This is a genomic window from Cesiribacter sp. SM1 (assembly GCF_020178975.1).
In the GTDB taxonomy this organism is placed as follows: Bacteria; Bacteroidota; Bacteroidia; order Cytophagales; family Cyclobacteriaceae; genus Cesiribacter.
Genome location: NZ_JAHXBU010000092.1, coordinates 34173 through 47627, shown reverse-complemented (window position 1 = coordinate 47627; position 13455 = coordinate 34173). Strand labels below are relative to the sequence as shown.

Sequence of the window (13455 nt, the reverse complement as noted above, 5' to 3'; positions counted from 1 at the left end):
CTCTGATAATTGCTGGTTATGGCAAATTGGTTGGAATCGGCCGATGCAGTAGTAATATTTACCGGAACCACATTGCTACAATGCAATAAGGCTGCCGTACGCCTGTTTGCTTACCAGCATGAGCAACAACTTTTAGCCCAGACTCCAGCCAGTTTATTATTGAGCCAACCAAATAGCATGAGCGCATCAGAATGCCTACTGATGCTTCTTTCACAATCACTGCAGGAAGGTTTCATCAAAAATAAAGTGCAATGCCGCAGGGCAGATAATAGTACATTCTATGCCAATTTATTAGTTGTACCGGAAAAAGATCCTGACGGAGGCCACACTTACTTCTGCACAAAATGGCTGCCTGTGCATGCAGAAGTACCAGCACAGGAACCACAGACAATCCAGCTACAGCATGATGCTGGAGCTGAAAGTTTGGATTTACTAAGGGTTAACAGTGTGGGAGAAATATTACAGGCAAATAAAACCCTTTGTAGCTGGCTGGGCTATGAGCCCAGGGAATTATTGAATGGCATTGCATTACAGGAGATCTTGCAAAATGCATCAAAGGTAGCCATACAGCCAGGCAGTAGGGAGCAGACAAATACAGCCACTGTTCAGCCCTCCATAAGCCCCGGGAGTAACGCTGTTATAAACCTGCAGGCAGCTTTTAAAGAACAGGAGGATGTTTTACGAATCCTGCTTAGTGCTGTTCCTGACAAACAAGCTCTAACCAACATTAACAGACCGGCACTGGAATGTTTGAAACAGGATAATAAGCATCTGAAGCTAACAGAGGAGGAATCGGGCAATCGCACGGACAAGTACAGGGTCCTGGCGGAGTACAGCCCGGACATCATCATGCAGTTCGACCGGCAACACCGGCATACATTTGTCAATTCACAGGTACAAAACTATTTACCTTACCAGGCAGAGGATTTTCTTGGAAAAACACAAGCTGAAATGGGATTTCCTGAGTCCTTTACCTCTGTTTGCCACAATGCACTGGAGCAGGTATTTTCTTCAGGGCAACGGCTGCAGCTCGATCTTGAACTGCCAGACAGCACCTGGGTTGACTGGGTGTTGATTCCGGAATTTAACGCTACTGGAGAAGTAGAGTCGGTTGTAACAACTGCAAGAGACATCACAGAACAGAAACGAACAACACTTGAGCTACAGAAAAGCCAGCAAAAACTGAAAGATGCCTTTGAAGTTACCAAACTATGCAGCTGGGAGTATTCAATTGCTGATGAGTGCCTGCTCCTGAATCAGCCGCTAAGAGACCTGCTTGGCATACCGGAACCCCTGGAAGCATTGCCAGGGGAGCAGTTTTGCGAAAAATTTTTACTGCCTGAAGAACTGGGGAAGCTAAGCTACCTGCTGCGGACAGCTGTAGAGTTTAGCCAGAGTTGCTTTAAAGAAGTTGTTGATTACAGAATTAAGCGTACTGATGGCACAATCATACATGTGCTTAGCAGCATTAGGCTGGAGATAAGCCATACCGGCGAAATTGTGCATGCATTTGGCACAGCTCAGGACATTACCCAGCTACGACTTACCGAACAGGAGCTTGAGGAATATCGCACAGGACTTGAGCAGCTGGTAGCAACCCGTACAGAAGAACTGCGAAAAAGCGAAGAAAAATTAGCGGATGCACTGCGGCTTGCAAACCTGGGCACCTGGGAGTTTGATCCTGTTGCTGATTGCTTCCTGGTTAGCGATACTGTACTGGAGATCATGGGAACCAGCCGGGCAAAAGAAGGCGGAAACATGATTGCAGTTTCACGTATGCGGGAAAGCATTTATCCCGACGATCGTGAAAAATACCTGAAAATTGTTGAGCGGACAGTAAACTCAGATAATGATTCTTTTTCAGACCACCTTGAACTGCGTATCAGAAGAGGTGATGGAGAAGTACGGCACCTGTACGTAAGCATCAAAATTGCCAAAACCAGGAACTTCATCAAGTACTATGGCACCCTGCAGGATATTTCATCAATCAGGCTAACGGAACATGAAAAGGACCGGCTAACAGCCATCATAGAGGCAACATCTGATATTGTAAGCATTGCAGCAACAGATGGCACCCTCTTATATTTGAATAAAGCAGGCAGGGATTTCTTTGGCATCAGGAAAGAAGAACCACTTCAGCAAAAATCAATATTCAGCTTTAAAACTGCCAGGTTTACAAAAGCAATAAGCCGCAGAGCGCTTAAGCATGCAGATAGGTATGGCACATGGAGTGGACAGAACAGCTATCTGCGCTACGATGGCAGAGAAATACATGTGTCGCAGGTAGTTATTTCACATAAAGATCCGGAAGGGCATGTGCAGTGCTATTCAACTATTTTGCGCGACATGACAGCACAGAAAAAGATAGAACAGGATCTTCTTTTCAAAAACAACGAGCTGGACACCTTTATCTACAGGGCATCGCACGATTTACGCGGACCCATAGCAACCATGATGGGCCTGAACCAGATTGTGAAATATGAAGTTGACGACCCTGCTGCCCTTAAATATTTTGAACTTTTCAACAGCCAGATCGTGCGTTTGCACAACATTACTGTTTCGCTGATTGAGCTTACAAAAATCAAGGACCGGAAATGCCAGGTTTCTAAAGTAGATTTTAAAGCACTCTGGCGCAGCATAAAAACCAATATTGCCATGCTACCCGAAAGCACAGAAGTAGTACTGCAGGAGAGCATAGAAGCAATCAAAGATTTTAAGAGCGATGCACAGCTTCTGGAAACTGTTTTATATAACCTTGTAGAGAACTCTATTCGCTACAGGCGCAGTGAGGTGGAATCTTTTGCTCATCTGGAAATATTAGCATCTAGGGAGCCAGGCTGGGTTACTATCAAAGTGGCTGATAATGGCATTGGCATTGACAGCAAACTGCAGCATAAAATCTACAATATGTTTTTTAGAGGTACTGACCGCTCAAAGGGGCCGGGCCTGGGACTCTACATCTTAAAAAATGCAGTAGAAAAGCTAGGCGGCCGCATCAGCTTACTTAGCATTCCTTACAAAGGCACCACTTTTAAAATAGAGCTGCCATCCCTTTAATAGGTGTACGTTAATGATCTGAACGCTTCCCGAGCCAGTACTGCATAAACTCCTGGAATCCTTTACGGGTGGTGAAAATACTTTTGATAGTGTTTCCTAAATAACCTGCTGTCATTTTTGTTTTTGGTACCGGTTCATTTGCCACAGGTTTGTTATTGGTTGCTGTACTTTGTTTTTCAATGCCTGATACCGGTTGTGCCGCAGCATTGCCGGGTTTTCTTCCTTCAATCTGATCAGCTTTTGCAAAATGCTGCTGCGCCTGTTTCTGATATCCCAGTTTCTCCAGTAGCAGGCCCAGGTTATTATAAGAGATGGCATCTTCAGGATCTATTTCCAAAGCCTTCTGGTAATCATCAATTGCTCCTTTTGTATCTCTGAATGCATCTTTTACATACGCTCTGCTGCTGTACCTGTAAGGATTTTGTGGCTCCAGCTCCTGGGCCTTGTTGAAATCACGTAATGATTTCTCACGATCACCCAACATAAAATAGGAGATACCCCTGTCGCTATAAAGCTGTGCCTTATCTGGTGCCATTGCAAGCGCCTCTGTTAATTCATCCGCACTCTGCTGAAAATTACCGAGCCTATAGTTGCAATGGGCCATCGTAGAAAGAAGAGCAGCATCGGCACCTGCTTTGGCTTGCTGCTTGAGTAACCCCAGGGCTTCCTGGTATTTTTCCTGCTGGATCAGCAGATTGATTTGCTCGCTCTTGTTCATTTCGGTTTACTTCAATCCTAAAACTCCTGCACCTGAGAGATGTTTGGCAACTGATATAAATCTAGTATTCTAACTAACAGGGCCAACAAAAAAGCCCCTAGAAATGAATCTAGAGGCTTCTAAGCGGAATGGACGGGACTCGAACCCGCGACCCCCTGCGTGACAGGCAGGTATTCTAACCAACTGAACTACCACTCCAGGGTCTTAAGCAGTACTAACTATGCGGAACGGACGGGACTCGAACCCGCGACCCCCTGCGTGACAGGCAGGTATTCTAACCAACTGAACTACCGCTCCTTTTTGTTTTTGCTCCTGTTGAGTAAAAACGTGATGCAAAAGTAATGTAGTTTACCCAACTACGCAAATGTTGGTAAGCACATTTTTTATACTAAAAAACTAAGGGGTTGATTCTCAGATCTAAAAAACTTGCTAATCGCATTTATTTTATACTAGGAAGCGATGTTTAAGCGCTTTTTTCTAACTTTACACAGCAATTTTATAGAATCAAAGGGAGCTCATGCTATTGGAATTTGAAAAACCCATTGCCGAACTGGAGTCAAAGCTAAAGGAAATGAAAGACCTTGCCTCCGAAAGTAATGTGGATGTAAGTGATGCTGTAAAAAGCCTTGAAGATAAAATAAGGCAACTAAAGGTTGATACTTTCAGCAACCTGACCCGCTGGCAGCGTGTACAACTCTCTCGTCATGCCAACCGCCCGTATACACTGGATTATATCTATAGCCTCACCGATGAGTTTATAGAACTGCACGGCGACAGGAACTTTGGCGATGATAAAGCCATGGTTGGAGGCTTTGGCCAGATAAAGGGACAGACCTTTATGTTTATAGGTCATCAGAAAGGGCGCAACACCAAACAGCGCCAGGTGCGCAACTTTGGTATGGCCAACCCGGAAGGTTACCGGAAAGCGCTTCGGCTGATGAAGCTGGCTGAAAAGTTCAATAAGCCCATCGTTATTTTTATCGATACGCCAGGTGCTTTTCCAGGAATGGAAGCTGAAGAAAGAGGACAGGGCGAGGCCATTGCAAGAAACATCAGGGATATGTTTATGCTGAAGGTGCCGGTGATCTGCTTTATCATTGGTGAAGGTGCCTCCGGCGGCGCTTTAGGCATTGCAGTAGGAGACCGGGTACTGATGCTGGAAAATACCTGGTATTCTGTTATTTCTCCTGAAAGCTGCTCCTCTATACTCTGGCATAGCTGGGAGTATAAAGAGCAGGCTGCAGAAGCATTAAGGCTTACAGCCCAGGATATGTACCACTTTAAAATGGTGGATGGTATTGTTCAGGAGCCACTCGGAGGTGCCCATGCTGACCCTGAAGCAATGTATGCCGAGGTGAGAACGCAGATTTTCAGGCACTACAACGAACTTAAAGAAATAGATACTGATACACTTATTCAGCAAAGAATAGATAAATTCTGCTCCATGGGCGTATACCAGGAGTAATCTGATTAACTTTTTACCAGAACCACATAAACCCGTTTATGTGGTTTTTTATTTTATAGATATGCAATTACACACCATCAACACTGGATTTTTTAAGCTGGATGGCGGGGCCATGTTTGGCGTTGTTCCTAAAAGCCTCTGGCAACGTACAAACCCCGCCGACGAAAATAACTTGTGCACCTGGGCCATGCGCTGCCTGCTGATTGAAGATAATGGCAGACTCATTCTCATAGACAATGGCATTGGTGATAAGCAGGATGAAAAGTTCTTCAGCCATTATTACCTGCACGGCGGCCAAAACCTGGACAGTTCTTTAAAGCAGGCTGGATTTTCTGCAGATGAGGTTACAGATATGTTCCTGACACACCTGCATTTTGACCACTGTGGCGGTAGTGTTCAGTGGGCAGACCGTGAGAAAGGACTCACAACACTAACCTTTAAAAATGCCCGCTACTGGAGCAATGAAGCACACTGGAAATGGGCAACTGAGCCAAACGTGCGCGAAAAAGCATCATTCCTAAAGGAAAATATTCTGCCCATACAGGAAAGTGGCCAGTTAAATTTTGTACCCTTAAGTGGTCCTTCTCCACTACCAAATATTGACTTGCTGTTTGTGGATGGACACACAGACAAACAAATGTTGCCTAAACTGCAATATATGGGCAGAACCCTTGTCTTTATGGCAGATCTCCTGCCATCTACAGGGCACATACCTTTGCCCTATGTAATGGGTTACGATACGCGCCCCCTGCTTACGATGGAAGAAAAGAAAACTATTCTGCAGCAGGCAGCAGATGAACAATGGATACTCTTCCTGGAGCACGATCCTCTGCATGAGTGCTGTACGCTAAAGAATACAGAAAAAGGAGTAAGGCTGGACGAAACATTTCGACTGAAGGATATTTAATATGTCATTAGGCTTGGCTTTGTCAGGGGGTGGAATCAGGTGTGTAGCTCACCTGGCAGTGGTACAATGCCTGCAGGAGTGGGGGGTCAGCCCTTCTCATTATTCAGGCACAAGCGGTGGTGCGCTGATTGCATCCTTACTGGCAGCAGGAAAAAGCCCGCAAGAAATATTAACACTGGTAAAAGAAATTAGCGTGCTTGGCCTGCTTAAACCAAAGTTCAGCAGCCAGGGTCTTATAGATGTTGCAGGAGCCCTGAAGAGCTTTACCAGCCATTTACCTCCTAAGTTTGAAGATCTGTCGGTGCCTGTAATGGTTACTGCCACCAATGTACGAACTGGCGTATGTGATGTATTTTCATCAGGAGAGCTGGTAAAACCAGTCCTGGCTTCCTGCTGCATGCCTGTTTTCTTTTGTCCTATACAAATCGGCAGTGATTTATACATTGATGGGGGTGTGGTCAACAACCTGCCTGCAGATGCACTCATTGGCAAAAGTAACTACATCATGGGTGTTCATACCAATCCGGTTGCACATGATTATAGAGGTACATCTGTGAAAGCAATACTGGAGCGAACCTTTTTACTGGCCATAAATGGCAATGTTAAGGGTAATAAAGCTGTTTGCCATTCATTTCTTGAACCCGAAGTACTGAAAGATGTAAAAGTGTTCGAATGGAAACGCACCGAAGAGATCTACACCAGAACCATAGAATGGCTAAAGCCGCAGATGCCTGCGTTAACGGAAGAAATTCTTAAAGCAGCAGGATAATTTGTCACAATTTAGCCTGTATACTTGTCTTAGGAATAGGATAGTTATGCGTTATGGGTAAATTTCTTGCACATATATTGTTTTGGATCACGGGCTGGAAAGTAGAAGGAAGCTACCCCGCTAATGTGCCAAAAAGTGTTATGATTGCTGCACCACATACCAGTAACTGGGATTTTGTGTATGCCAGGGCAGCATTTTTCATTATGGGCGTACCGCTGCGGTATACCATCAAAAAAGAAATGATGAAGGTGGCACCACTTGGCTGGCTGCTAAAGAAATTAGGTGCCATACCAGTAGAACGCAACCGCGAGCGTGCCAGAAAATTGGGCCAGAGCAGCCTGGTGTATGGCATGGTAAAGCTGTTCGATGAACATGAACAGCTGGTGATAATGGTTACCCCGGAGGGCACACGCAAGTTTGTTTCAAAATGGAAAACCGGCTTCTACTACACTGCCTTACGGGCAGGAGTACCCATTGTACTGGGCTACCTGGATTACAAAAAGAAACATGCCGGCATTGGCCCTACCATATACCCCAGCGGTAACCTGCAGGAAGACATGGATAAGATACTTGGGTTTTATGCCGGCATTACGGCCAAATTTCCAGAACACGGCGTTGATCCATCCAGAATGGATATGGACTACCCGGAACCAGGAGCAGCAAAAGCCAGCTAAGGCACAATTACCTGCAGATTGCCCGGCTTGATGCCAAATTCTACTTTACGCACCTTTCGGGCCAGCTCCCCATCATACTGCAAAGTTTTCTTCTTCTCGCAGAAAACAGTTGCCCTGGTACACTGAATGATGATGCAGTGCGGAGAAAAATTAATCTTTTTGGTGAGAAGCCGATAAAAGATTCTTAGTGCTTCTTTTTTTGCAAAACGTTTTATGATGATCACCTCAAACTTACCATCGCCCCAGTGACCATCGGGATTTATGGTAAGGTTACTGCCGTATTGATTTGAGTTGGCTACTGTAACCATAAAAGCATTTCCCCTGAACTCGCCATTATCGGTTACAATACGGTAGTAATTGGTTGGGTATTTAAAAAACTCGCGCAGCACAAAGCGCATATAAGTAACCAGCCCTCTGCTGGAGCTTTTATTGAATAGCTTAACAATGTGGGCATTGAAGCCAATATCTGCCAGGTGCATAAAAAAGAACTCATTGGCAAGCAGGGTATCCATCCTGGCAATGCGTCCATGAATAAGTGCCTGCAAAGAAGCACTGAAGTTGTTCTGCGGAATACCTAAATCTTTTGAAAAACCATTGCCAGAGCCTGCCGGTATTATACCAAGCACCATGTCTGTACCTTGTATAAGCTGCGCTACAAGACTAACTGTACCATCTCCTCCGGCTGCCACTACTATTTCCGGCTTATATTCCTGCAGAAGGCCTGTGAGCTGCTTTTTATCATCGAGTCCGTTGGTATTATAAACTTTATAGTCCCATTTATAGGTAATAGCAAAATCGTCCAGCAACTCTGCCAGATCTGATTTGTCTACCTCACCGGAAATCGGGTTAATTACAAAAAGGTACTTTTTTAATTTATGTAGCTGCTTTTCTTCCTGTATCCTGAGCTCTTTTGTATCATTCATATGCCAAAGGGCGCTTATGATATATAATACGGCATTTTAAAAATTTGTTTAATGTACCCTGCAGCTATTTGTTCAAAAAAAATCCCGTACACGACGGGATTATTGAACAGAAATTAGAAAATAGCTTTTTTTACCTTTTTGCACCAACAGGTACTTATTCTGTAAGAGCTCCCACTCGTTGGGCCCGGCTGCATCCTCTACCTTTACTTTGTTAATGCTTACGCCGCCACCCTGTATCATGCGCCTGGCTTCGCCCTTAGAGGTAAAAACAAGATTACCAGTGGTGGCCGAAAGTAGTTCTGCCACATCTGCAGCCGCACCAAGCGCATCGCGACTGATACTGGTTTGCGGCACCCCTTCAAATACCTGTAGTAAGGTACGTTCATCTATCTCTCGCAGGTCTTCCAGCGCAGATTTGCCAAACAGAATGTTAGAAGCCTTTATGGCTTTATCCAGTTCCCTGCTGCCATGTACCCTGGTGGTTACATCTTCTGCCAGTGCACGTTTAGCCTCATTCGGATTTTGCCTGCTTTCCAGATCCTGAATGGTAGCCTCATCAAGCAGCGTAAACACCCTTAACAAGCGTGGCAGATCTTCATCACGTACATTAAGCCAGAACTGGTAAAACTGGTAGGGAGAGGTAAATTCAGCATCCAGCCACACATTGCCCGATTCTGACTTGCCAAATTTAGTACCATCGGCCTTGGTAACAAGTGGGGCTGTAAGAGCAAAAGCATCGCCACCTCCCATACGTCTGATCAGCTCTGTACCGGTAGTTATATTTCCCCACTGGTCTGAGCCTCCCATTTGCAGTTTAACGCCAAGGGTTTTGTTCAGGTGGTAAAAATCGTAACCCTGCAGTAACTGGTAAGAAAATTCCGTAAAGGAGATGCCCGTCTCCAGGCGCTTCTTCACAGAGTCTTTCGACATCATATAATTGATGGTCATGTGTTTGCCTACATCCCGGATGAAGTGCAGAAAACTGAAATCTTTAAACCAGTCATAATTATTAAGCATTACAGCAGAATTATTTCCACTGCTGAAATCAAGGAAGTTTTCCAGCTGCTTTTTGATACCCGCCTGATTAGTGGCCAGGGTTTCCTCATCCAATAGTCCGCGCTCTTCGTTCTTGAAAGAGGGGTCGCCAACCATACCCGTTGCACCACCTACAAGCGCATAAGGTTTATGACCTGCCTGCTGCAGGTGTACCAGCAACATAACGGTTGCCAGGTTACCTATGTGCAGGGAAGAAGCAGTAGGATCGAAGCCAATATAGGCTGCGGTCATTTCTTTTTGCAGTTGCTCTTCGGTACCAGGTGTCATGTCATGGATCATGCCACGCCAGCGGAGTTCGGCTATCAGGTCTTTCATTAGTATGTATAGTATGGCAAAGTGCTGGGCAAATATACTAAAAGAGCAGCATTTTGACTGAAAAAGAAAAGATCCGATCTACATTGACCGGATCTTTTTAATGTACCTGTAGCGGTACTATGTGCTGTACTGCTTTATATTAAAGCGTACGTTCTATCTGGTTCAGACGGTTTACAGCAGCCTGTATTTTATCATGCTGACGCTGAATCACTTCCCTGCTTGAGATTGGCAATTCATTCTTTTTCAGCACATCCTCATAATCATCAAGAGCTGCCTTTTCACCGCGGATACATTCTTCAACCACCGTCTCGTCCTTATCAGAAGAAAGGGCAGTTTTGATGTCTATCCAGGTACGGTGCAGGGAGCTGGCAGTAGAAGTGCCTTTTTCAGGGTCACCACCCAGCCTGCGAATTTCACTTTTCAGCTCATGGCCAAAATCATAGCGCTGGCTGGCGTAATCACGGAAAAAGTCTTTCAGCACAGGACTCTTTGAATCCTCTGCAGCCTTCTTATAGCCTTTCTCTGCATCATAGTTTCTCTCCAGCAAATCATTCAAAAGATTCACTGCTTCTTTGTTTGTAGATTCCATAGTTTTAAAAATTTAGTTCAACTTAAAAAATGAAGTTTAGGTAATGCATGATGCCCCTGGCTGTATACCTTATGCAGTTGGTAGAGCATAAAGTCTTGAGGCAGCATAATTGCCTAACCATTTCTGTATTTAAACGGGAATCTCCGCCAAGGGTTTTAGAGCAGTAATAGCCAGTACCTTCTGCTTTATCTACAGAGGTAAGTTATTCTTGATGTGCAGGTCACGCTGCGGGAAAGGAATTTCGATATTATGATCTTTGAACTTTTTAAAGATGGCATAATACAACTGGCTTTGTAGCACACTTGGTCTGTTGATCAGTTTGATGGTCCAGACCCAGAGCTCAAAGTTCAGGGAGCTTTCGCCAAATTCAGTAAAGATCACATCAGCAGCGGGGCTTTTCAATACATTCTGATTATTGGCAGCTACTTCCAGCAACAGCTTGCGGATCTGCTCCGGATCTTCCTTGTACGCAACACCTACCGGAATCCTGAACCTTACCATCCGGTCGTTATGGCTCCAGTTAATAACCCGGCTTGAAACAAACTCTGAATTAGGTATGATGATGGAGATGTTGTCATTGGTGATGATGGTGGTTGCCCGTGCTGCAATACGTACCACATCTCCAGATATATCCTCAACCTGCACCCGATCGCCTACTTTAATAGGGCGCTCAAAAAGAATAATAAGCCCTGATACAAAGTTGTTGAATATGTTCTGCAGACCAAAACCAATACCAACACCCAGAGCTCCGGCCAGTACACTTAGGGCACTTAGATCTAAACCGGCAGACTGAAAAATGATAACAAGGCCTAATACAATAATAACATAGCGAACAATGGTACCAATAGACTGGGTAACCCCTGCATCCATTTTTGTGCGGCTTAAGATGCGGGTTACCAGGATCTGCTTAGCCTTTTTAGCTATAAACATCACCAGCAGTATGCTGATGATCAGATACAGTAAAAAAGTTATGCTGATTTCGGTACTGCCGATATTACCAAAAGGGGTGCTTAGTAAATCATAAGCATCCTTGAACCATTGCTTTATTTCAATCCATATGTTATTCAAAAGACTCTTCTCTTCCTTTACAGATTATCTACTATAGTTTATTTACGTGGAGCAGGTAATAAAAGTGAGGAATCTCCATAACTCAAAAAGCGGTAGTTTTCTGACAGCGCCTGCTGGTATATCTGCTTCCAGTCAGGGCCAACAAAGGCGGCCACTAATAACATTAGTGTGCTTTCTGGTTGATGAAAATTTGTGATCAATCCCTTACAAATCCTGAATATATATCCAGGAATGATAAATATTTCTGTTTCGCCTGTTATTTGTTTTTCAGGACTGGCCTGTATTCTATTCAGTACCGCAGCTAAAGCCTCTTTGTATGATGGCAGCTCCTCTTCAGAATACCGGTAACTTTCGTTTTTACTGATAAAGAAGGCTTCCTCCGGGTTTTGCATCAGCTTTACACCAAACCAGTAGAGGCTTTCTAAAGTACGCATGCTTGTAGTTCCTACAGCGATAACAGGACCTTCGTGGCTTATGAGGTGCTGCACATTAGCTTCGGAAACAACTACCTGCTCACGGTGCATGGGGTGTAACGAGAGCTTCTTTTCCTTGATAGGCTGAAAAGTACCGGCCCCAACATGCAGGGTTAGCTGCTCAGTCTGGTGCCCGGCTGCCTCTATTTGCTCCAGCACCCCTGCTGTAAAATGAAGCCCGGCAGTAGGGGCAGCTACAGCACCCCTGGCTTTGCTGTAAACTGTCTGGTAGCGCTCCCGGTCTTCATTTTCTGCTTTGCGCTTGAGGTAGGGGGGCAGTGGTATTTCGCCTGCAGCTTCAACAATTTCCGCAAAACTGTAAGTAGCAGGCCACCAGCTAAAATCTACAATTGTATCTTCAGCACTTTTATGGCTTGCTTCCAGCACTACCTCCTGATCGGCAATAGTAAGTGTTAACTGTAAGGGCTTACCATCGCGCCAGCGCTTTCTGTTACCAATAATGCACTGCCAGCTGGAAAAACCACTTGCCCCCATAGCCAATTGTATATCTGTAGTGGGGGCAAGCGGCTGTAATAGAAATATTTCTATTTGTGCTCCGGTTTCTTTTTTAAAGCCAAGCCTGGCGGGTATAACTTTGGTATTATTAAATACCAGCAGGCTGTTGGCTGGCAAAAGCCGGGGCAATTCAAAAAAACGCCTGTGCTCAATGTCTCCTGCGCTATAAAACAACAGCTTGCTCTTGTCTCTTTCGGGCAGGGGGTGTCGGGCTATTCTTTCATCTGGTAACTCGTATCGGTAATCATCCAGCTGAACCAGATCAAAGATATTTTGCTCTTTATTTAGCATTTCATAAAGTTGATGCACAGCGTTTATACCAGCTAAAATTAAGCTGGTCTTTTTTGATCAGACTTTTGCTGATTATAATAACGATCCTGAGCCTGTTTGATCAGGCTTAGCGCCTCTTCTTTGTTGCCCCAGCCCTCGATACCTACTTTTTTCTTTTCCAGGTCTTTGTACACCTGGAAGAAATGTTCGATCTCATTCTTGAGGTGAACGTTTATTTCTTCAAGTGAGAAAAATTTATTCCAGATAGGATCGCTTTTTGGTACGCAAAGAATCTTGGCATCCGGACCCTTTTCATCTGTCATATAGAAAACACCAATGGGACGCACCTCAATCACACAACCCGGAAATGTTGGTTCTGATACCAGCACCAGGGCATCCAGGGCATCACCATCTTCGCCCAAAGTCTCCAGAAAGAAACCATAGTCACTAGGGTAGTGCATTGATGAAAAAATCATCCGGTCGTAGCGGATCATTTTACGCTCATAATCATATTCGTATTTATTTCTGCTACCTTTTGGAATTTCAACCATTACATCAATGGTAAAGTCTTTCTGTTGATCCATCTGTTTTTATTTAATTAATATAACCTTTGTATAACTGATAGATGGCAATCTGGTTGAGGCTTCTCAACCTT

12 protein-coding genes and 2 tRNA genes are annotated in these 13455 nt (G+C 44.6%); 5 read left to right on the top strand and 9 right to left on the bottom strand.

Features of this window, described 5'->3' with window-relative positions:
• Positions 1-18 precede the first annotated feature (18 nt).
• Positions 19-3057: a PAS domain-containing sensor histidine kinase gene (locus KWJ01_RS20005; protein ID WP_224998888.1), complete on the top strand. Its 3039-nt coding sequence runs from the start codon at positions 19-21 to the stop codon at positions 3055-3057.
• 10 nt (positions 3058-3067) lie between these two features.
• Here KWJ01_RS20005 and KWJ01_RS20000 read toward each other — a convergent pair whose 3' ends face one another.
• From KWJ01_RS20000 to KWJ01_RS19990, 3 genes are all read right to left on the bottom strand, one after another.
• On the bottom strand, positions 3068-3775 hold the full coding sequence (locus tag KWJ01_RS20000) for a tetratricopeptide repeat protein (RefSeq protein ID WP_224998887.1): 708 nt from the start codon (positions 3773-3775) through the stop codon (positions 3068-3070).
• 124 nt (positions 3776-3899) lie between these two features.
• Positions 3900-3973, bottom strand: a tRNA-Asp gene (locus KWJ01_RS19995).
• A 25-nt stretch (positions 3974-3998) separates the two neighbouring features.
• Positions 3999-4072: transfer RNA gene (locus KWJ01_RS19990), tRNA-Asp, on the bottom strand.
• Between the two features lie 220 nt (positions 4073-4292).
• On the opposite strand from KWJ01_RS19990, the gene KWJ01_RS19985 reads away from it, so the two are divergent.
• The 4 genes from KWJ01_RS19985 to KWJ01_RS19970 all read left to right on the top strand — a co-directional run bounded on the left by KWJ01_RS19985 (position 4293) and on the right by KWJ01_RS19970 (position 7590).
• Positions 4293-5240 carry an acetyl-CoA carboxylase carboxyltransferase subunit alpha gene (locus tag KWJ01_RS19985; protein ID WP_224998886.1) on the top strand — a complete coding sequence of 316 codons (948 nt, stop codon included), beginning with the start codon at positions 4293-4295 and terminating at the stop codon, positions 5238-5240.
• 61 nt (positions 5241-5301) lie between these two features.
• A complete protein-coding gene (locus KWJ01_RS19980; RefSeq protein WP_224998885.1) occupies positions 5302-6147 on the top strand; it encodes an MBL fold metallo-hydrolase in 846 nt (281 codons plus the stop codon).
• Position 6148: 1 nt separating this feature from the next.
• Entirely contained in the window at positions 6149-6916 is a 768-nt protein-coding gene (locus tag KWJ01_RS19975; protein ID WP_224998884.1) for a patatin-like phospholipase family protein, read from the top strand.
• Positions 6917-6969: 53 nt separating this feature from the next.
• Entirely contained in the window at positions 6970-7590 is a 621-nt protein-coding gene (locus KWJ01_RS19970) for a 1-acyl-sn-glycerol-3-phosphate acyltransferase (protein WP_224998883.1), read from the top strand.
• Here KWJ01_RS19970 and KWJ01_RS19965 read toward each other — a convergent pair.
• The 6 genes from KWJ01_RS19965 to KWJ01_RS19940 form a co-directional block, all read right to left on the bottom strand.
• Positions 7587-8513, bottom strand: coding sequence for a diacylglycerol kinase family protein (locus KWJ01_RS19965; protein ID WP_224998882.1), 927 nt, complete (start codon positions 8511-8513; stop codon positions 7587-7589). The two genes, KWJ01_RS19970 and KWJ01_RS19965, sit on opposite strands and share 4 nt — an antisense overlap.
• A gap of 99 nt (positions 8514-8612) precedes the next feature.
• On the bottom strand, positions 8613-9884 hold the full coding sequence (gene tyrS / locus KWJ01_RS19960) for a tyrosine--tRNA ligase (RefSeq protein WP_224998881.1): 1272 nt from the start codon (positions 9882-9884) through the stop codon (positions 8613-8615).
• 139 nt (positions 9885-10023) lie between these two features.
• Positions 10024-10473 carry a PA2169 family four-helix-bundle protein gene (locus tag KWJ01_RS19955; RefSeq protein ID WP_224998880.1) on the bottom strand — a complete coding sequence of 150 codons (450 nt, stop codon included), beginning with the start codon at positions 10471-10473 and terminating at the stop codon, positions 10024-10026.
• Positions 10474-10662: 189 nt separating this feature from the next.
• Complete coding sequence (locus KWJ01_RS19950; RefSeq protein WP_224998879.1) at positions 10663-11541, bottom strand: mechanosensitive ion channel family protein; 879 nt, start codon at positions 11539-11541, stop codon at positions 10663-10665.
• Positions 11542-11579: 38 nt separating this feature from the next.
• On the bottom strand, positions 11580-12821 hold the full coding sequence (locus KWJ01_RS19945) for an S-adenosylmethionine:tRNA ribosyltransferase-isomerase (RefSeq protein ID WP_224998878.1): 1242 nt from the start codon (positions 12819-12821) through the stop codon (positions 11580-11582).
• Between the two features lie 38 nt (positions 12822-12859).
• Positions 12860-13384, bottom strand: coding sequence for an inorganic diphosphatase (locus KWJ01_RS19940; RefSeq protein WP_224998877.1), 525 nt, complete (start codon positions 13382-13384; stop codon positions 12860-12862).
• Positions 13385-13455: the final 71 nt, after the last annotated feature.

Excerpts from the sequence above, each read along its gene's own strand:
- KWJ01_RS20005 (WP_224998888.1), top strand. The coding sequence starts at position 19 with ATGGCAAATTGGTTGGAATCGGCCGATGCAGTAGTAATATTTACCGGA.
- KWJ01_RS20000 (WP_224998887.1), bottom strand. The coding sequence starts at position 3,775 with ATGAACAAGAGCGAGCAAATCAATCTGCTGATCCAGCAGGAAAAATAC.
- KWJ01_RS19985 (WP_224998886.1), top strand. The coding sequence starts at position 4,293 with ATGCTATTGGAATTTGAAAAACCCATTGCCGAACTGGAGTCAAAGCTA.
- KWJ01_RS19980 (WP_224998885.1), top strand. The coding sequence starts at position 5,302 with ATGCAATTACACACCATCAACACTGGATTTTTTAAGCTGGATGGCGGG.
- KWJ01_RS19975 (WP_224998884.1), top strand. The coding sequence starts at position 6,149 with ATGTCATTAGGCTTGGCTTTGTCAGGGGGTGGAATCAGGTGTGTAGCT.
- KWJ01_RS19970 (WP_224998883.1), top strand. The coding sequence starts at position 6,970 with ATGGGTAAATTTCTTGCACATATATTGTTTTGGATCACGGGCTGGAAA.
- KWJ01_RS19965 (WP_224998882.1), bottom strand. The coding sequence starts at position 8,513 with ATGAATGATACAAAAGAGCTCAGGATACAGGAAGAAAAGCAGCTACAT.
- tyrS (WP_224998881.1), bottom strand. The coding sequence starts at position 9,884 with ATGAAAGACCTGATAGCCGAACTCCGCTGGCGTGGCATGATCCATGAC.
- KWJ01_RS19955 (WP_224998880.1), bottom strand. The coding sequence starts at position 10,473 with ATGGAATCTACAAACAAAGAAGCAGTGAATCTTTTGAATGATTTGCTG.
- KWJ01_RS19945 (WP_224998878.1), bottom strand. The coding sequence starts at position 12,821 with ATGCTAAATAAAGAGCAAAATATCTTTGATCTGGTTCAGCTGGATGAT.
- KWJ01_RS19940 (WP_224998877.1), bottom strand. The coding sequence starts at position 13,384 with ATGGATCAACAGAAAGACTTTACCATTGATGTAATGGTTGAAATTCCA.